The organism is Candidatus Methylomirabilota bacterium (assembly GCA_035709005.1).
Classification (GTDB): Bacteria; Methylomirabilota; Methylomirabilia; order Rokubacteriales; family CSP1-6; genus 40CM-4-69-5.
Window position 1 is genome coordinate 64803 of record DASTFB010000132.1, and the last position, 18749, is coordinate 83551.

General features: G+C 69.4%; 15 protein-coding genes and 1 pseudogene. 6 read left to right on the forward strand and 10 right to left on the reverse strand.

Annotation, left to right across the window (positions count from 1 at the left end; all coding sequences use genetic code 11):
* Positions 1-102: 102 nt before the first annotated feature.
* Complete coding sequence (locus tag VFR64_22190) at positions 103-420, forward strand: putative quinol monooxygenase (GenBank protein ID HET9492443.1); 318 nt, start codon at positions 103-105, stop codon at positions 418-420.
* A 19-nt stretch (positions 421-439) separates the two neighbouring features.
* Here VFR64_22190 and VFR64_22195 read toward each other — a convergent pair whose 3' ends face one another.
* From VFR64_22195 to VFR64_22205, 3 genes are all read right to left on the reverse strand, one after another.
* Positions 440-2362, reverse strand: a complete 1923-nt coding sequence (locus VFR64_22195; GenBank protein ID HET9492444.1) for a tripartite tricarboxylate transporter permease — start codon at positions 2360-2362, stop codon at positions 440-442.
* Positions 2363-2443: 81 nt separating this feature from the next.
* Positions 2444-3544: a hypothetical protein gene (locus tag VFR64_22200; GenBank protein HET9492445.1), complete on the reverse strand. Its 1101-nt coding sequence runs from the start codon at positions 3542-3544 to the stop codon at positions 2444-2446.
* 117 nt (positions 3545-3661) lie between these two features.
* Complete coding sequence (locus tag VFR64_22205) at positions 3662-4900, reverse strand: Zn-dependent hydrolase (protein ID HET9492446.1); 1239 nt, start codon at positions 4898-4900, stop codon at positions 3662-3664.
* An 83-nt stretch (positions 4901-4983) separates the two neighbouring features.
* Between VFR64_22205 and VFR64_22210 the strand changes: the two genes are divergently transcribed.
* Positions 4984-5814: an amidohydrolase family protein gene (locus VFR64_22210; GenBank protein ID HET9492447.1), complete on the forward strand. Its 831-nt coding sequence runs from the start codon at positions 4984-4986 to the stop codon at positions 5812-5814.
* 124 nt (positions 5815-5938) lie between these two features.
* On the opposite strand, the gene VFR64_22215 is transcribed toward VFR64_22210, so the two are convergent.
* The 3 genes from VFR64_22215 to VFR64_22225 all read right to left on the reverse strand — a co-directional run bounded on the left by VFR64_22215 (position 5939) and on the right by VFR64_22225 (position 9110).
* Entirely contained in the window at positions 5939-7585 is a 1647-nt protein-coding gene (locus VFR64_22215) for a thiamine pyrophosphate-requiring protein (GenBank protein HET9492448.1), read from the reverse strand.
* A 13-nt stretch (positions 7586-7598) separates the two neighbouring features.
* The gene (locus VFR64_22220) at positions 7599-8036 is read right to left on the reverse strand and encodes a nitroreductase family deazaflavin-dependent oxidoreductase (protein ID HET9492449.1); all 438 of its coding nucleotides are present in this window, start codon (positions 8034-8036) and stop codon (positions 7599-7601) included.
* Between the two features lie 165 nt (positions 8037-8201).
* On the reverse strand, positions 8202-9110 hold the full coding sequence (locus tag VFR64_22225; protein HET9492450.1) for a TIGR03619 family F420-dependent LLM class oxidoreductase: 909 nt from the start codon (positions 9108-9110) through the stop codon (positions 8202-8204).
* Between the two features lie 236 nt (positions 9111-9346).
* On the opposite strand from VFR64_22225, the pseudogene VFR64_22230 reads away from it, so the two are divergent.
* Positions 9347-9637 (forward strand): annotated as a pseudogene (locus tag VFR64_22230) (6,7-dimethyl-8-ribityllumazine synthase).
* Positions 9638-9662: 25 nt separating this feature from the next.
* Entirely contained in the window at positions 9663-10490 is an 828-nt protein-coding gene (locus tag VFR64_22235) for an NAD(P)-dependent oxidoreductase (GenBank protein ID HET9492451.1), read from the forward strand.
* Between the two features lie 105 nt (positions 10491-10595).
* Here VFR64_22235 and VFR64_22240 read toward each other — a convergent pair whose 3' ends face one another.
* Positions 10596-11789 carry a formyl-CoA transferase gene (locus VFR64_22240; protein ID HET9492452.1) on the reverse strand — a complete coding sequence of 398 codons (1194 nt, stop codon included), beginning with the start codon at positions 11787-11789 and terminating at the stop codon, positions 10596-10598.
* A gap of 122 nt (positions 11790-11911) precedes the next feature.
* On the opposite strand from VFR64_22240, the gene VFR64_22245 reads away from it, so the two are divergent.
* The gene (locus tag VFR64_22245; GenBank protein HET9492453.1) at positions 11912-14317 is read left to right on the forward strand and encodes a molybdopterin-dependent oxidoreductase; all 2406 of its coding nucleotides are present in this window, start codon (positions 11912-11914) and stop codon (positions 14315-14317) included.
* Here the strand turns inward: VFR64_22245 and VFR64_22250 are convergent.
* The 3 genes from VFR64_22250 to VFR64_22260 all read right to left on the reverse strand — a co-directional run bounded on the left by VFR64_22250 (position 14295) and on the right by VFR64_22260 (position 17384).
* On the reverse strand, positions 14295-14660 hold the full coding sequence (locus tag VFR64_22250; GenBank protein ID HET9492454.1) for an MFS transporter: 366 nt from the start codon (positions 14658-14660) through the stop codon (positions 14295-14297). The two genes, VFR64_22245 and VFR64_22250, sit on opposite strands and share 23 nt — an antisense overlap.
* 183 nt (positions 14661-14843) lie before the next feature.
* Complete coding sequence (locus tag VFR64_22255; protein HET9492455.1) at positions 14844-16313, reverse strand: AlkA N-terminal domain-containing protein; 1470 nt, start codon at positions 16311-16313, stop codon at positions 14844-14846.
* 87 nt (positions 16314-16400) lie between these two features.
* On the reverse strand, positions 16401-17384 hold the full coding sequence (locus VFR64_22260; protein ID HET9492456.1) for an aldo/keto reductase: 984 nt from the start codon (positions 17382-17384) through the stop codon (positions 16401-16403).
* A gap of 140 nt (positions 17385-17524) precedes the next feature.
* On the opposite strand from VFR64_22260, the gene VFR64_22265 reads away from it, so the two are divergent.
* Positions 17525-18721, forward strand: a complete 1197-nt coding sequence (locus VFR64_22265) for an acyl-CoA dehydrogenase family protein (protein ID HET9492457.1) — start codon at positions 17525-17527, stop codon at positions 18719-18721.
* The last annotated feature ends 28 nt before the right edge of the window (positions 18722-18749 follow it).

Genomic DNA, 18749 nt, shown 5'->3' on the forward strand with positions numbered 1-18749 from the left:
TTCCTTGCAGTTGAAGCCAACCCGGGCGATGCTCTCGGGCTGCCACCCTCATGCACGAGAGCTCGACCGACACGATCAACGGGTCTGGGCGAGGAGGCCACCATGCTGGCGATGTGGGTCAAGGTTCGCATCAAGCCCGAAGGACGAGAGCGCTTCCTGAAGGCGATCGAAGTAGACGCGCTCGGATCGGAACGCGACGAGCCCGGTTGCGCGCGCTTCAACGTCCTGCAGGACGCTCAGGACGAGAACGTCTACTATTTCTACGAGGTCTACAAGGACGAGGCTGCCCTCGAGGTCCATCGGAAGACGCCCCACTATGCCGTGTGGCGTGAGGCGGCCGATACGCTGGATGGCCCGACCCAGGCGACCCGCTGCGCCACAGTCTTTCCGACCGCTGACGCCTACTGGCGCAAGCGGTAGCAAACCGGAGTCGAGCCCGCTAGGGCAGCGGGATATTGAACGCCCTGGACAAGCCGTAGGCCGTGGCCGTGACCGCCGCCGCATAGGGCACCAGCAGCCAGCGTAGATTCGTGCGCATCCACAGCATGACCGAAAGATAGGCGCCGAGCGCCGGCAAGAAGCCGACGAACGGAAGGGCCGCCAGACCCGCGCCGAGCAACGCGAGCTGGACCACCTCGCTGTGTGGCGGCCACGGGCTGTCGGGCGTTCGACGACGCAGGTGCCCGAACAGGAGCGCCAGCGCCGCCAGGAAGCCGGGGACGGCAGCCAGCAACGGGACCAGCCGGCTGTCGGGCGCGAAGTCGAAGCTGCGGACGATGGCCGCCCCCAGCGCCAGGGCGGCGCCCAGGGCCAACAGGAGATCCAGGCCGAGCCGGATGCCGAGCCCGCCGGCGGGCGCGGCCGCCGCCGGGACGGCGGGGCGGGCCGCCGCCCTCGTCTTGCTGCCGGCCAGCGCGCGTCTGAACGTGACCGCGATATGAATGACGACGACGACGATCAAGGCGATGACGACCGGCCCCCGCAGCCAGCTCCAGCCGTGCAACTGATAGGCGAGCCAGAAGTTGCGCTCGATGGGTTCGGTGAGCACGAAGCCCACCAGCAACGGCGCCCGCGGCCACTGAGCGCGCTTCATCAGCCAGCCCAGGACGCCGAACCCGAACAGGGCGGCGAAGTCCAGCACGTTCTTCTTGATCTCGAACGAGCCGAGCAGGATCACCGCGATGAGCGGGGCGGCCACCAGGCCGAACTCGATCCGCGTGATGCGGGCGATCCAGGGACTGGCCGCGAAACAGAGGGCGGCCCCCAGCACGGCGGCGAGGGCGCTGGACCAGACGATCAGGAACATCAGATCGAGGTTCATCTGGACGAAGCGCGGCCCCGGGTAGTAGCCGTAGACGAACAGGGCCCCCAGGAACACCGCGGCGGCCGGTCCTCCGGGAACGGCGAACAGCAGAGTTGGAACGAGGTCGGTGGTGATGGTGGCGTTGTTGGCGCCCTCGGCGGCGAGCATGCCGCGGGGGTCGCCCTTGCCGATCATCGACTTGTCTCGAGCCGTCGACACCGCCTGGCCATAGGCGATCCACGTCGAGGCCGAAGCGCCGACGGCGGGGATGACGCCGAACACGACGCCGATTACCGAGCCCATGGCCACGACCTGCCAGTGGCGGATGACGTCGCGCACGCCCTCGGCCCAGCCGGACAGCTTGAAGCGCTGCTGGGCGATGGCCCCGCCCTGGCCCAGCATCACGATCACCTCGGCGACGCCGAACAGACCGAGGGCGACGATGGTGAGCGCGAACCCGTCGAGCAGATACGGTGAGCCGAAGGTGTAGCGCAGCTCGGGCGCCGAGGGCGCGACGCCGACCGTGCCGAGCAGGAGGCCGAGGGTGGCGGCCAGGATGCCTTTCGTCGGGCTGTCGCCCACCAGGCCGCTCGCATAGGCGAGGCCGACGATCGCCAGCATCAAGAGCTCGCCCGTGCCGAGGGCGAGCACGAGGGGGCCGGCGATCGGGATGGCCAGCGTGAGCACGAACGCGCCGATCAACCCGCCGATCATCGACGCGAGAAAGGCGCCGCCGAGAGCCCGCCCGGCTTCACCCCGGCGGGCCATGGCGAAGCCTTCGATGGCGGTGGGACCGGAAGACGCGGACGTCGGGGTGCCGAACAGTACCGCGGCGATGGTGTCGGAGGTGTAGACGACGCCCGTCGCGCCGAGCAGCACGGCCAGCCCCGAGAACGGGTCCATGGTGAGCACGAAGGGCAACAGGATCGAGACGGCGCCGATGCCGCCCAGGCCCGGCATCATCCCGATGATGCCGCCCGCCAGCAGGCCGATCATGAGCATGCCCAGGCGGTGGGGATCGGCGAAGGCGACCAGCGCGGTGCCAGCCTCCTGCCACATCAGATCGGATCCGGCGCCCTCATGCCTCGAGCCGCGTCTCGAAGCATGAGGGCGATCGCGGCGCCACCGCCACCGGGGGGATCAGAGCTTGACGTTGTACTTTTTGGTCAGAAGCTCGCGGAGATACGTGCTGACCTCGGGGCTGGGCGACAGCGCTTTCTTGACCCCCGGCTCGACCTTCTTCCCCGCCTGCAGCGGATAGCCGCCGGTGACCTTCTTGCCTTTTTCGTGGAACTCGGGATCGGCATTGGTCTTGGCGGCCGCGATGGCGAAGGCGTCGATCGCCGCCGGCGGCGTGCCGGCCGGCATCCAGCCGATGATGCCGGCTTCGAACGTGAGCGCCGAGGCGGCCTGGAACGCGCCCCACACGGGGCCGCCGGGCTCCTTGCCGCGCAGCTGTTTGTAGACCTCGTACACGGACGGCAGGTCCTTCACCACGAGATCGCGCGCGGTGAAATTGCCGTCGGCGTCGGAGGACCCGCCGGTGAACAGCGGCACGGCCTTCTTGGCGTCCACCAGGGCGCGCACCTGGGTGAGATAGACGGAGGTGAACTGGAAGTCGAAATTGGTCTCGCCGCGCTCGAAGGCCAGTCGGATCGGGCCGCGACCGGGGAACCCGAGGACGGTCTTGATCGGCAGCTCCAGCAACTCGAAGGCCAGCAGCACCGGCAGATCGCTGCCGGTCGCGGCGATGCCGCCGTAGACCAGGGGCACCTTCGGCTTCAGGAGGTCCGCGGGCGTCTGGATGCCGGTCGCCGGCGACGCGTAGACGACCGGTCCGATCCCGATCGAATAGGCGATGCGCTTGTTGGCGAGGTTGTAGGCGACGCCCTTCTGCTTGAACATGAAGGGGAACGCGGTCGACGAGGTGGTGGAAAGGATGAGCAGGCCGTCGTCCTTGCCCTGCTTCTCGAAATGGTTGGCCCCCAGGATCGAGCCACCGCCGGGCATGGTGGTGACGTTGAAGGTCGGATTGCCGGGGACGTGCTTGCTCAGAAACGGCGTCACGAAGCGGGTGGTGACCTCGCCGGCGCCGCCGGGCGCGAACGGCACGATCACGTCGATGGTCTTGCCGGCATAGAAATCGGCGGCGCGGGCGTACCGGGTCGGCCCCAGCGCGGCGGCGATCGTGGCGGCCGCGCCGGCGGCCAGCACCTCGCGACGGCTCGGATGTGCGTTCATGCGTTCTCCTTTCCTGGGATGCGGTGGCGTTTGGCCGGCGGCGGTCAGCGTAACCCGAAGGGGGGATGCCTGGCCAGCGCCCCACCCGGCGCCGGGCCAGACCCCGTGGACCATCGTTCAGCCGGCCAGGGCCAGCAGCGTATGGAGCAGCACGTTGGCCCCGCGCTCGATGTCCACGGCCTCGCTGGTCTCGTCCACCCGGTGGCTGCGGCCACCCTTCGAGGGAATGAAGATCATCCCCGCGTCGGTGATCCGGGCCAGGTTCTGGGCGTCGTGCCCGGCCGCCGAGTACAGGCGCTGGGCTTTGAGCCCGAGCCGGTCGCAGGCCGTCTCGGCAGCCGCCATGACACGCTCCGCGAAGGACGTTGGTGCCGTGGCGGACAGCGGTCGGATCTCGACCCCGATTCCGCGCGTGCTGGCCACGGCCGTGGCCAGCGCCTCGACCGCCGGGGTCAGACGCGCGAGCACGCCGGGATCGGGGTCGCGCATCTCGTGGATCAGCTCCGTCCGCCCCGGCACGACATTGGCAGCGCCGGGATAAACCGCGACATAGCCGATGTTGCTGACGGTCACCGGGCTGCCGTCCGTGGTGATCAGCGCCCGCGCCTGCAGGGCGAAATCGGCGGCGGCCAGGAAGGCATCTCGCCGCCGGTCCATCGGCGTGGTCCCGGCGTGGTCGGCCTGGCCGCTGAACACGATGCGCGCCCGGCGCACCCCGACGATCCTGTCCACGATGCCGATGTGGAGGCCGGCCTCCTCGAGTCGCGCTCCTTGCTCGATGTGCAGCTCCACGTAGGCGGCCACCGAGCCGGCGGGCGCCCGGGCTTCCGGGGCATGGAGGGCGTCGAACCCAGCGCGCCGCATCGCGTCCACCAGGCGATCGCCGTCGAGCGAGGCCAGGTCGGGAATGCGAGCCACATCGAGATTCCCCGCGAACGCCCGCGAGCCGAAGAGGCTTCCGTAACGCCCCTCCTCGTCGCTCCACGCCGCCACAGCCAGCGGGCGGGCGGGGCGAATTCCGGCCTCGCGCACGGTTTGCAGGCACTCGAGCCCGGCGATGACTCCGAGGGCTCCGTCGAGGGTCCCCCCCTCGGGAACGGTATCGATATGCGAGCCGGTGACGATCACCGGGTGGTCCGCCTGGAAGCTTCGGGCCCCCAGACCACCGAAGGTGTTGCCGGCGGGGTCGATCCACGCTTCCAGCCCGGCGCTTCGTATCTCGGCCACCAACCAGGCCCGCGCGGCCTCGTGGGCGGGGCTCCACGCGGCGCGGCTCACCCCGCCGCCGGGCAGGGCGCCGAAGCCGGCCAGGGCACGCAGGCGAGAGTCGAGCCGCGAGGCGCAGACGTGGGTCACGCCGCGGCAGTATACGCCCGGACGCCGCTTGACTCACGGGGCGCCGTCCTCTATAGCGGCCGTGAGCAGACCGGGAGGCGACCATGCTGATCGTCGATTCGCAGATCCACATCTGGCAGAACGCCAGGATGAGCGCTCACCATCGCCAGATCCCGACCTATTCGGTCGATGACGCGCTGGCCGAGATGGCCGGGGCCGGCGTCGATGGCGCGGTCATCCATCCGCCGAGCGCTTTGGGCGAGCCGGTCAACGCGCTCGCCGTCGAGGCGGTCCGCCTGCATCCCGACAAGTTCTGCATCCTCGGGCATTTCGACCTCCAGAGCCCGGATCGCGAGACCATCGTGGCTCGGTGGCGCGAGCGGCCCGGCATGCTCGGCTTTCGCTTCACCTTCAACCAGCCCCACCAGAAGGCCTGGTGGACCGACGGCTCGCTCGACTGGTTCTGGGCGGCGGCGGAGAAGGCCCAGCTGCCCGTGGGGCTCCTGGCCGGGGGCAACATGGCGGCCCTGGCGAAGATCGCCGAGCGGCATCCGGGCTTGAAGCTCCACATCGACCACCTCGGGCGCCATGGCGGCGGCAGCGGGCTGAAGGACGACGCGGCCTTCGCCGATCTCAAAGACACCCTGGCGCTCGCCCGGTTCCCCCACGTCGCGATCAAGATGTCGGGCGCGCCCAGCTATTCGAGCCAGCCCTATCCGTACCGAAACATCCACGACTACCTGCGCCAGATCTTCGAGGCGTTCGGTCCCGAGCGCTCGTTCTGGGGCACCGACATCACCCGTATGCCCTGTTCGTACCGGCAATGCGTGACGATGTTCACCGAGGAGCTGCCGTGGCTCCGGGGCCGCGACCTCGAGCGGGTGATGGGCGGCGCCATCGTCGACTGGCTCGGCTGGAAACGCCCCGCCGCCTGAGCGCCCGCTGGCGGCGCGGGACGGCGTTCAGGGCATCACCGCGCCTGTGTCGACGTTCCAGGCGCGGACCGCTCTCACCCTCGCCGAGTAGGTCTTTCCGGGGGTGCGGCAGGGCTGAATCGCGCTACCGCAACGCCCCGCGATGGGAGAAGCGTGTCTCCTGGCTGGTGATGAACTCCAGGAGCGCGGCCTGGCCGTTCTCGGTGGCCTTGCGGGCCCGGGCGAAGGCGCCGGCGATGTCCTCGGGCCGCTCGACCCGCTCGCTCCAGCCGCCCAGGGCGCGCCCCAGATCCGCGTAGCGCCCGCCGATGTCGCGGGCGCCGAACTTGTCGTGAGACACGACGAGGTGCGGGATTTCGATGGCCATGGCCGAATTGTTGAGCACGACGGTGCAGACGGGGATGCCGCAGCGCACTGCGGTCTCGAAATCGAGCCCGGTCATGCCGAAGGCGGCGTCGCCCATGAAATTGACGCAGAACCTGTCGGGGGCGGCGAGCTTGGCGCCGATGATGAGGCCGAGCCCGGTGCCGAGCGCGTGGGACTTGCCCCAGCCGAGATAGCTGCGCGGCGAAACGGCCCGGTAGAAGGGCAGGAGCTGGTCGCGCGGGCTCCCCGAGTCGTGCGTGACGATCGCCTCTCGCGGGTCGACCGTGCGCATGAAGTCGGCGATGACCCGATAGGGATTGATCGGGACCTCCTTCGAGCCGAGGGTCGGCGCCCACTCGGCCAGCCAGGCCGTGCGAACGCGCTCGAGCTCGGTGCGCACGTGCTCCCGCCCGGCGGGGCGGCCGCCCTGGGCCGTCACGGCCTCGATGAACTGACGCAGCACCAGGCGCGCGTCCCCCAGCAGCGGGTAGTCGGCCGCGTAGCTCTTGTTGAGGTCCCGCTCGTCATTGGTGGCGTGGATGAGCGTCTTGCCGGCCGGGATGCTGGCGGCCATCCCGTGGCGGGTGAAGCTGCAGCCGATGCCGAAGACCACGTCGGCCTCGCGGAGATAGTGCAAGGTCGGCCCGCTCACGGACGGGCCACCGGCGCCGAGCGCGAGCGGGTGGTCCTCGGGGAACGCGCTCTTGGCTTCCATCGTGGTCATGACCGGCGCTTGGAGCAGGTCGGCCAGCTCGAGCAGCTCGGCCGACGCCTCGGCGTACAGCACGCCCTGACCAGCGTGAATCACCGGCCGCCGCGCCTCGCGCAGCACCCGGGCGGCCGTCTCGACGTCGCGGGCATTGGCGCCGGCCGCCGTCGCCTTGACGGGCCGGTACGCCTCGATGAGGGCCTCAGGGACTTCTTCACTCACGACGTCGGCGGGGATCTCGACCATCACCGGGCCCGGGCGGCCCATGCGCATCAGGCTCATGGCCCGGCGCATGACGTCCGCGATCTGCGTGCTCATGCTGACGGTCTCGACGGACTTCGTCACCGACGCGTAGATGCGCGCCGAGCTGAACAGGGGGAAGACCTGCGCGCGGTCGCGCGGGTGCCCGAGCGGCAGGATCAGCATCGGCGTGGAGTCGGAGTACGCGGTGGCCACGCCGGGAAAGGCGTTCTCGGCCCCGGGGCCGTACTGCATGCAGAAGACGGCGAGCGTCTTGCCGTTCCTCACCCGCGCATAGCCGTCGGCGATCCCCACGCCCACCCGTTCCTGACGGCAGAGCACGGGCCGGATGTCGGCCTTGGCCGCGGCCTCGATCACCGGGGTGGTGGGATAGGCGCTCAAGAACTCGGCGCCCTCCATCTTCAGAATGCGGGCGATGGCCTCGACGACGTTCACGGTTGGCGCTCCTTCAGGCTCTCGGCTCGGCGATGAAGACCGGGATCCGCCGCGCGGTCTTCGCCTGGTACTCCTCGTAGGGCGGATACGCCGCGACGGCGAGCTTCCACAGCCGCGCCCGCTCCGTCTCGTCGCTGACCTCGCGGACCCGCATCGGCTTGACGACGGTGTGGTCGCGGATCTCCACGCCGGGGTTCGCGCGCAGGTTGTACACCCAGACCGGGTGCGTCGGTGCGCCGCCCATCGAGCCGACGAGGACGTAGTTGGCGCCGTCCGTCACGCGCATCAGCGGGGTCTTGCGAATCGCGCCCGTTTTGTTGCCGGTGTGCGTCACGATGATCACCGGCAGGCCGGTGTCGCGGAGCGTGGTGCCTTCCCTCCCGCCACTGCGCTCGTAGAGCTCCACCTGCTCGCGCACCCACTGCCGGGGGCTGGGGACATAAGGGGGCATCGTGATCTCCTCGTTGAGTGGTGACTCGGCACACTAGGAGCGATCCGCGCACGTGTCAAGGCTCACGGGCTCGGCTCAGCAACGGCTTCGACAACATTCAGCGCGTGGAGGCCGGGCGCGCCCCGTTCTGGGTGGTCCCCGAGCTGCGGAGCTAGGCGGCGCCCCTCAGTTGGCCACGGACGGCCGGAGACGCTCGGCGATGATGTCGATGGTCTGGTGGATCGCCGGGTAGGTCGCGTAGGACACCTCGAGGGCGATGTGGCCGCACCCGAGGTCCCGAAAGCCGCGCAGCTCATCCGCGATCGCTGGGGGGGAGCCGCCGATCACGTGGCGCCCGCGGATGAGCGCCATGTCCACCGCGGGCCGATGCACGCCCTCGATCACGATGGGGATGCGCAGGGACAGGGCGGGTTCACCCTCGCGACCGACCTCTTTCCAGAGGCGGCGGAGTGTGTCCACGCCTTGGCGGAACGCGTCGAGCGTGGTCGCGGTCGCGTGCCAGCCGTCGCCGAGCCGGGCGACGCGGCGGAGCGCGCCCTCGCTGTTGCCGCCGACGTAGAGCGGCGGCCGCGGCTTCTGGAGCGGCATCGGGGAGAACGTCACCCCATCCAGCCGGTGACGCTTCGTCTGGATCTTCGGGTGCTCCTGCGTCCACAAGGTACGGAACAGCTCCAGGGCTTCCTCGCTCCGGCTGACGCGCTCCTTGAAGGGCACGCCGAGCGCGTCGAATTCTCCTTCCAGCCAGCCGATGGCGGCGCCCACGATCAGGCGGCCGCCGGAGAGGACGTCCACGCTGGCCAGCAGCTTGGCCACCGGAACCGGCGAGCGGTACGGGAGGATCACGACACTGGTGCCCAGCGCGATGCGCTGGGTGACACCAGCGAGCCACGGCAAGACCGCGAGCGGATCGAGCATATGCTCGCGATAGATCACGTTCGCCTGGTCGGGCACGATCACGTGGTCGGTGACCCAGACGGAATCGAGGCCGCGCTCCTCGGCGCGGCGCGCGACCTCGAGCATGCGCGACACCTCGATCGGACGGCCATAGTGCGGCAAGCAGACACCGAGCTTCATCGGGCGGCAGTATACTCCTGTCACGGAGGGACACCATGTCGCTGAAGCCGATCGCCTGCGTGCAGGCCTCCTGGCACACCGACATCACCGAGCACTGCAAGGCGGCCTTCATGGCGGAGTGGCCACGCACGGCTACGGCGCCGACGACGTCGAGTTCTTCTCGGCGCCCGGCAGCCTGGAGATCCCACTGATCGCCAAGAAGCTCGCCAAGACCGCCGCTACGCGTCGTCAACGGAGGAATCTACCGGAACGAGTTCGTGGCGCAGGCCGTGCTGCAGGGCATCGTGCAGACGTCGCTGGAGACCGAGGTGCCGGTGCTGTCGGCCGTGCTGACGCCCCACCACTTCCACGAGCACGCCGTCCATGAGGAGTTCTTCAAGGACCACATGCGCACGAAGGGCAAGGAGCTGGCGGAGGCCTGCGTGTCGATCATCGAGCGCCTCGGACGCCCACCTCTCGTCGTCCCCCCTCGACCGGTCCTTTCTCGAGGACCGAGCGCCGCGGCGTCGACGAGCTCTCGCCGCTGACCTATCCCGGCTGGGAGCCCGGGCGGTGAAGACGGTCCTCATCACTGGTGCCGCCGGAGACGTCGGCGCGCATCTCAGCCGAGAGCTGGCCGGAAAATACAAGCTGCGGCTGTCCGACAAGCGCCCCCTGAAGGCGGCCAAGGGGCAGACGTTCGTGAAAGCCGACGTCGCGAAGATGGCCGACGCGCTCCGCATCACCAAGGGCGTCGACGCCATCGTGCATCTTGGCGGGTATTCGGTGGAAGGCCCGTGGCCGGCCATTCTGCAGGCGAACATCATCGGCTGCTACAACGTGTTCGAGGCGGCGCGGCGCAACGGCGTGAGGCGCATCCTCTTCCCGACCAGCAACCATGCCGTCGGCTTCTACCGCCGGGACCAGACGATCGACCATCGCGTCTACATCAAGCCCGACAGCCGGTACGGCGTCTCCAAGGTCTTCGGCGAGGCGCTCGGCAGCCTCTATGCCGACAAATACGGCATGGAGGTCTTCATGATACGCATCGGCAATGTGAACCCCGCGCCGATCGACAGGCGCCGGCTCTCGATCTGGATCAGCCCGAGAGATCTCGCGCAGCTCGTCTCGATCGGGATCGACCATCCCGACGTCAAGTTCGAGATCGTGTACGGCATCTCCCGGAACACGCGCGCCTGGTACGATAACTCCAACGCCTTCCGTCTCGGCTATCGGCCTCAGGACGACAGCGAAGTCCACGCCGCCGCGGTGCTGGCGCGAGAGAAACCGAGCGACGACGTGATCGCGGAGACCCACCAGGGCGGCAGCTTCTGCACCGCCGAGGACGTGCCGAATCCTGCCGCGCCGAGGAAACCCGCGAACAAAGGCAGGAGGAAATGACGAGGGACGTCCTTGACCTTCGCCCTCCCCCCGCAGAAGCCGTGCGGGGCCGCGCGATCGCCGCCACCATCGCGTCCCGGGCGGCCGTTCGTCCCTAGAGAGCGATCAGACCACGCCGTCTTTGGCGAGCGCGGTGATCTCCGCCTCGCTGTACCCGAGCTCGACCAGGATGTCGTGCCGATGCTGGCCGAGGAGTGGCGACGGGCCGATCGTCGTCGGTGAGGCGGAGAGCTTGATCGGGTTGCCCACGGTCACGTATCGCCCACGCACCGGGTGCTCGATTTCGACGATCATCTCTCGCTCCCGAAGATGCGGATCCCCGAGCACCTCGCCGGTGTCCAGGCAGGCCCCACAGGGGACGCCGGCGGCTGCCAGGATCTTCATGACCTCGTGTTTGGAGCGCTGGGACGTCCACGCCTCGATCAGCCCGTCGACCTCGACCTTGCGCTGCCAGCGTGCGTCCGCGGTTTCGAAGCGCGTGTCGCCGATGAGGTCGTCCCGCCCCATGGCGCGCAGCAGTGGGTGCCACATCTGCTGCTGCGCGTAGATGAAAACGTAGTCGTTGGCGCCGCCGGGCGCGCAGCGGTACGTCGTCCCCGGCACATTGGTACCGAGCTGATTGCCGGAGCGCTCTCGCGCCTTGCCGTGGCGCTGGTGGTCACGCAGGCTGACGCGGATGAGGTTGACGACCGCGTCTTGCATCGACACCTCGACCTGCTGCCCCTGGCCGGTGGTGTGGCGCTGCATGAGCGCGGCGAGGATGCCGATCACGCAGTGCATGCCGGTACCGGAGTCGCCGATCGCAGGCCACATGTACATCGGCGGGCCGTCGGCGACGCCGGTCACGCTCATGGCCCCGCCCATGGCTTGCGCGATGGGCTCGTAGCTCTTGTAGTCGCGGTAGGGCCCGTACGAACCGAAGCCCTTGATGCTCGCGAACACCAACCGTGGATTGATCGCCTGGAGAATCGGATAGCCGAAGCCGAGGCGCTCGATGACGCCGGGGCCGAAGTTCTCCAGCAGCACGTCGGCCGTCTTCAGCAGGGTCCGGAAGACGTCCTTGCCGCGCGGGTGCTTCAGATTGAGCGTCAGGCTTCGCTTGTTCGCGTTGAACGACAGGTAGAAGAGGCTGTCGGCGTCGGGTCGGTCCCGGTGGGTGTGCCGAGCCGGGTCGCCCATGTCCGGCTCCTCGACCTTGATGACGTCGGCGCCCAGCCAGGCTAGCATCTGGCCGCAGGACGGCCCCGCCTGGTTGTTCGTGAGATCGACGACCCGGATACCCGCCAGCGCCTCGCCCATCGTCCGTATCCTCCCGCCAAGATTCTAAAGCCGTCCGGTCTTCGAGGAGCAGCCAGGGCCATTGACACGGGAGTGCGACACGCTACCATCACGGCCACAATGCGGCTCAAGGCTCAGTGAGCGTGGACACGGTGCGGACGGTCACGGGGTACTGCGGGTTCTGCGCGGTGCACTGTCCGGTCGTCACGACGGTGGACGGGGCGCGGATCGTCTCGGTCGAACCGGATGGCGCGCATCCGTATGGCGGTGCGATCTGTTCCAAGGGGCGGGCGGCGCCCGAGTTCCACGACCACGGCGACCGCGTGAACGTTCCACTGCGCCGCACGCGGCCGAAGACGGACCCCGACCCCGGCTGGAAGCCCTGCCGCTGGGACGAGGCGCTCGACCTGATCGCGGACAAGCTGCTCGCAGTGCGCGCGGCCGCCGGCCCGCAGGCGGTGGCGTTCAACAAGGGGACGACCGGCGGCACCGCACTCACGGATTCCGAGCGCTGGCTCCAGCGGCTCATCAATCACTTCGGGACGCCGAACATCGGCGGGACGACCCATCTGTGCCAGTGGCCGCGCGACACCGGCGGGGCCCAGTACACGTTCGGCACGCACGCGCTGCCCATGCCCGACGTCCACCGCAGCGCCGCGATCGTGCTCTGGGGCTCGAACCCGAACGGGAACTTCCTGAGTCTGGCCACCGACGTCGCGGCGGCGAAGGCGCGGGGGGCCAAGCTGCTGGTGATCGACCCGCGCCGGGTGGGTCTCGCCAACAAGGCCGACGTCTGGCTTCAGGTCCGGCCGGGCACCGATGGAGCGCTCGCGCTGGGCCTGATCCATCTCCTGATCCGCGAGCGCCGATACGACGACGAGTTCGTGCGGGGGTGGACGAATGCGCCCTTTCTCGTGCGCGACGACACGGGAGCGCTGCTCACCGGCGTGGACCTCGACGGTGCATCGTCGGCGTCCGGCGTGTACGTGGCGGTAGGGGAAAGGGACGGCCGCCTCGTGCGCTACGACGCCGGGCGCGGCGCGTACGCGAGCGATGCGCGCCTGGCGCTGGGTGGGTCGGGCGACGTCCGGCTGGCCGACGGGCGCCGAGTGACGTGCCGACCCGTGTTCGAGCGCCTGGCCTCGATCGTCGCCGGGTATCCGCCCGATGTGGTCGCGGAGACCACCGGCGTGTCGGCCGGGAAGATCGTGGCGGCCGCGCGGTTGCTCGGCGAGCACCGCCCGGTATCGCACTATTTCCACAACGGCCTCGTGCAACACACGAACGCCACGCAGGCGGCCCGGGCCATCGAGGTCCTCTACGCGTTGATCGGCGATTTCGACCGGCCGGGGGGCAATGTGGCGGGCCCGTCGCCACGGGTGCACGACGTCAGCGCCAAAGCGGTGCTGCCCAGCGCCCTGGCGGCGATGCGGCTGGGACGCCCGGAGCGGCCGATCGGCCCGCCGGCCGCGCCGGGTGTCGTCACCGCCTACGATCTCTACCGCGCGATCCTCGACGGCCAGCCGTACCGGGTGCGGGCGTTGGTGTCATTCGGCGCCAACATGCTGCTGGCCAACGGCGACTCGCTACGGGGCCGGCGCGCGCTCGAACAGCTCGAGTTCTTCGCGCAGATCGAGCTCACGCACACGCCGACCAGCCGCTTCGCCGACGTGCTGCTGCCCGCCGCGAGCTGGATGGAATCGTCGGCCCTCAAGGTCGGTCACCGCTATCCGCCGCAGGCCATGGCTCACATCCAGTTCCGGGAGGCCGTGGTGCCGCCCCTGTACGAGCGCCGCTCGGACGTCGAGATCCTCTTCGGCCTCGCCACGCGGCTCGGCCTGGGCGACGTCTTCTGGGGCGGTGACGTCGAGGCCGGGTATCGCTACCTGCTGGAGCCGGCCGGCGTCAGCCTGGATGCCCTGCGGGGGCGGCCGTACGGGATCGCCGCCACCGGGACGCCATTGCGCTACCGGAAGTTCGCGGAGATCGAGGAGGGCCGCGGAGTGGCGCGGGGATTCGCGACGCCGACCAGGAAGGTGGAGATCTTCGCCACTCGCTTCGCCGAGCACGGCTTGCCGGCGCTGCCGCACTACGTCGAGCCGGCCCTGAGTCCGCGGAGCCGCCCGGACCTGGTCGAGCGCTTCCCTCTCGTGCTGACCAACGCCAAGCGCCCGCAATACCTCCACAGCCAGCTCCGCGGCCTGCCTAGCCTCAGAAAGACTGCGCCCAACCCCACCGCCGAGATCCATCCCGACACCGCAAAGCGCTTCGACGTGACGTCAGGCGAATGGATCCTCGTGGAGACCCCGAGCGGCCGGGTCCGCGCGCAGGCGCACGTCACCGACACGGTGCTCGCCGGTGTCGTCTGCTGCTCCCACGGCTGGTGGGAAGCGTGTCCGGAGCTGGACCTGCCGGGCTTCGACCCTTTCACCGAAGCCGGCGCCAACCAGAACCTCCTCGTCCTCAACGACCAGCACGACCCGGTCAGCGGCGGTACCCCCCACCGCTCCACGCTCTGTCGTGTGGTCAAGGCCGCGCGGCCTTCCTAGGCCGCGCGGCCACCCAGGCGGCCACCGCGGACCCGGCGACGGCGAGGGCCGCGGCGGCGAACGGAATCTGGTAATTTCCGGTCGCGTCGAACAGCCAGCCGCCCAGGAAAGGCCCAATCGCGCCGCCCAGGCCGCCACCCGCCTGGACCACCCCGAGGATCGCGCCCAGATGTGGCCCCGAGAAGAAGTCGGCGGGAATCGCCGAGAGCTGCGCGATGCGCATGCCGAAGCCGAATCCGGAGGCCGTGCAGAGCAGGAGAAGCGGTAGATCGTGAGGGCCTCGCAACGCGCCCTGACCCGCAAGGGCCAGAGCCAGACCGAGAACCAGTCCGCTGATGGTCACGACCGTTCGCGCTCCCCGGCGATCGGAGAGCCAGCGGCGACGGACGCCCAGACCACGAAGCACAGCCAGCTCAGCGAGTAGCCGAGCGCGGTCGGGCCGCGTCCCCACACGAACACTTCGAGGATCGCGAATAAAAGAGTGCGAACGTGGATCGCGGAGCCCACGCGAGAACGGTAGCGCAACTCACCCGGATCGCCGCTGTGTGGTAGTGATGGCGGCATCGTCGAGCCACAGGACCATGGCGGCATAGGCCCGCCAGGGCCGCCACCGCTCCGCCCGACGCTGGAGCAGAGCCGGCGAAGGTCTGGCCAGGTGCCGTCGCATGGCGCGGAGAAGACCGTGATCGCCCACGGGGAAGGCGTCGGGCTCGCGCAGCGCGCGCATCGCGATGTACTCCGCGGTCCAATCGCCGATGCCGGGCAAGGTCACCAGTTCGGCCACCGTGTGCTCCACCGAGCCGGTCGTCCGAAGCAGCGTTGGATCTCTCATCACCGCAGCCGCCAGCGACGAGATGGCCGCGGCCCGCGCGCGGGGGACTCCGATGCTCGAGAGATCAGCATGGGCCAGCGTCTTGGCGTCCGGAAACAGGACCCGCAGGTCACCACCCGAGCTCGGCGTGCCGAGTCGCTCGCCGAAGGTCGCCGCCAGCCGTCCGGCCAGCGTCGATGCCGCGGCGACGCTCACCTGCTGGCCGAGCGTGGCCCTCACGGCGAGCTCGAACGCGTCCCACGCTCCCGGAACCCGCAGTCCCGGGCGTGCGGCGAGGCGGGACGCCAGCGCGGGATCACGGCCGAGGTGCGTGGCGATCGGCTCCGGATCCGCGTCGAGGTCGAAGAGGTGGCGCAAGCGTGCCGCAATGGCGGCCAGCGCGGGCAACCGATCGACGGTGATCGTGGCCAGGAGAAACGGCTCGGCGGCCGACCGGATCTCCACGATCCCCTGCGTGCCGTCCAGGCTGATCGTCCGGCGGTAGACCCCGTTCTCGACCGACTCGACACCCGGAATCGCCCGCCGTGCGAGAAATGCCAATACCCCGGCCCAGTCGTACGGAGGCCGGTATGGTAGGCGCAGCGTGAGCCGAGACGCCGTCGATGCGGCCGCCCGCCGCAGGTCACGCGGGGGGCGGCCGAATGTCCGCTGCATCACCGCGTTGAAGCGGCGGACACTGCCGAACCCCGCTCCGAGCGCGACCTGCGTCAGGGGCAGGCCGGTATCGGTAATGAGTTGCTTGGCGAGAAAGACGCGCTGCACTTGCAGGACCGCAACGGGGGAGGCTCCGACGTGCCGTCGGAACAGACGCCGCAAGTGCCGGCTCCCGACGCCCAGCCGCGAGGCGAGTGCTTCGAGGTTCGTGGCCTCGGGCCCGTCCTCGGCGAGGAGGCGGAGCGCACGGTCGACCGTCGCCACCGTCCCGCTCCACGCCGGAACTCCCGGGCTGATCTCGGGCCGACAACGGAGGCAGGGCCTGAACCCGGCAGAGTATGCCGCCGCCGCCGTCGGAAAGAAGACACAGTTTTCGAGCCTGGGCGTCGGGGCCGGACAAATCGGCCGGCAGAAGATTCCCGTGGACAGTACCCCGGTCAGAAAGCGCCCGTCGAAGCCTCGATCCCGGGCCTGGACAGCGCGATAGCACGCCTCGTGGTCAAGATCCATGCCGCTCGATTCCGATGATAGACGCCGGCCGGACGAGACGTCTCGCCGTTTTCGGACACGATTGGCGACGTCCCGAGACGCTCCGAGCTAGGCGCCGAGCGTCGTGAAGTAGCCCGGCGGATAGCGCTCGCCGGCGACGGCACCGGGGCGAAACACCTCGCTCAGCTGCTCCAGCTCTTCGGGACTGAGCGCCACGTCGACCGCCGCGGCGTTGGCCTCGACGTAACGCCGCTGCTTGGTGCCGGGAATCGGCACGACGTCGTCCCCGCGGCTCAGCAGCCAGGCCAGCGCGACCTGTGCCGCGGTGAGATCGTGGGCGGCGCCGATCCGCTCCAGCGCGTGCACGAGCTCCAGATTGCGCTCCAGGTTCCGGGGATGGAATCGGGGATGGATCCGGCGCCGGTCGTGCGGCGCGATGTCGTCCAGCCTGCGGATGTTGCCGGTGAGCAGCCCGCGGCCGAGCGGCGAGTAGGCCACGAACCCGGTTCCGAGCCGGCGGCAGGCGGGCAGGATTTCAGCTTCCACGTGGCGGGCCCACAACGAGTACTCGGTCTGCAGGGCGGCGATGGGGTGGATCCGGTTCGCGCGCTCGAGGGACTTCGGGCCGGCCTCCGACAAGCCGAGATACCGGACCTTGCCCGCGCGCACGAGCTGCGCCATGGCGCCAACAGTGTCCTCGATCGGCACGTCAGGGTCGATGCGGTGCAGGTAGTAGAGATCGATGATGTCGACGCCGAGCCGCCGAAGGCTGGCCTCGCACGCCCGTGGCACGTAGTCCGGCCGTCCGTTGTAGCCCTTCTTCCCGCCCGGCAGATCGAGGTTGCCGAACTTCGAGGCGAGGACGACCTCGTGGCGGCGGCCCTGAATGGCCTGCCCGATGAGCTGCTCGTGCCGCCCCCCGGAATAGGCGTCCGAGGTGTCGAAAAAGTTGACACCCAGATCGAGGGCCCGCCGCATCGTCGCGATCTGCTCGGCGTCGTCCCGTTCCCCGAAGCTCGTGGTGGCGCTGCCGGGACCCAATCCGATCGCCGAGACCACCAACCCGCCCCGGCCCAGGGCCCGCGTCTTCATCGTGGTCCTCCCTTCGCCGCCCAGCCTTTTCGGGCGGGAGCCTGCGCAGCACGGCGGGGCAGTATACGCCTTGACGCCGAGAGCCCGGCCTCCCTACAATGAACCATCGTTCAGTCCCCGGATCCCCTCAGGAGGGCGACTTGGATCTCACGCTGAATTCGGAGCAGGAGGCGTTCCGCACCCGCGTCCGAGCATGGCTCAAGGCGAACATCCCCGCCGAGTGGCAGTCGCGCCTGGCGGCCAGCGCCGACGTCCCGCGCCCCGAGGCATACGACCTGCTGCGTGGCTGGCAACGCCGGCTGTACGAGGCCGGGTTCATCGGGCTGACCTGGCCCAAGGAGTACGGGGGGCAGGGCCTGACCTTTCTCGAGGAGATGATCCTGCACCAGGAGATGGCGCTGGCCAAGGCGCCGCCGATTCTCAACATCCTCGGGGTCGGCATGGCTGGCCCCACGATCTTCGCGTACGGGACCGAGGCCCAGAAACAGCGCTACCCGGCGAAGATCCTGTCCTGCGAGGAAATCTGGTGTCAGGGCTATTCCGAGCCCAATGCGGGCTCGGACCTGGCGTCGCTGCAGACGCGGGCCGTCAAGGACGGGGAGTACTGGGTGATCAACGGGCAGAAGGTGTGGACCTCGCTCGCCCACGTCGCCGACTGGATGATGCTCCTGGCCCGCACCGATCCTGACGCGCCCAGGCACAAGGGCATCACGTACTTCCTGCTCGACATGCACGCGCCCGGCGTGACGGTGCGCCCGCTCCGCCAGATCACCGGCGATCCCGAGTTCAACGAGGTCTTCTTCGACAACGTCCGCGTCCACGAGTCCCAGATCCTGGGCGGGCTGAACAACGGCTGGACGGTGGGGCTCACCACGCTGATGTACGAGCGCCTGGCCCTGGGCTTCGGCCTGCAGGTACGCCTGCGCATCGCGCTCGACGGCCTGGTCGAGCTGGCCCGGCGCATGGAGAAGGATGGCCGTGTCATCACCAAGGATCCCGTGATGCGGCAGAAGATCGCCCAGGTGTGGATCGAGACCGAATGCTTGAAGTACACGGGCGCCCGGGCCATCACCCGCCTGCTGCGCGGTGAGATCCCGGGACCGGAAGCCTCGACCGGCAAGATGATCTGGGTCGAGACCCACCAGCGGCTGCAAGACCTGGCCATGGAGATCCAGGGGCCCTACGGTCAGCTCGCTCGCGGCTCGGACTGGTCGGTCGAGGGCGGGCTCTGGCAGTATACGTTCCTCCGCTCGCGCGCGAACTCCATCGAGGGCGGCACGACGGAGGTGCAGAAGAACATCATCGGCGAGCGGCTCCTGGGCCTGCCCAAGGGTTAACGGGCTCGTCGGCGCCATCGCGGGGAGA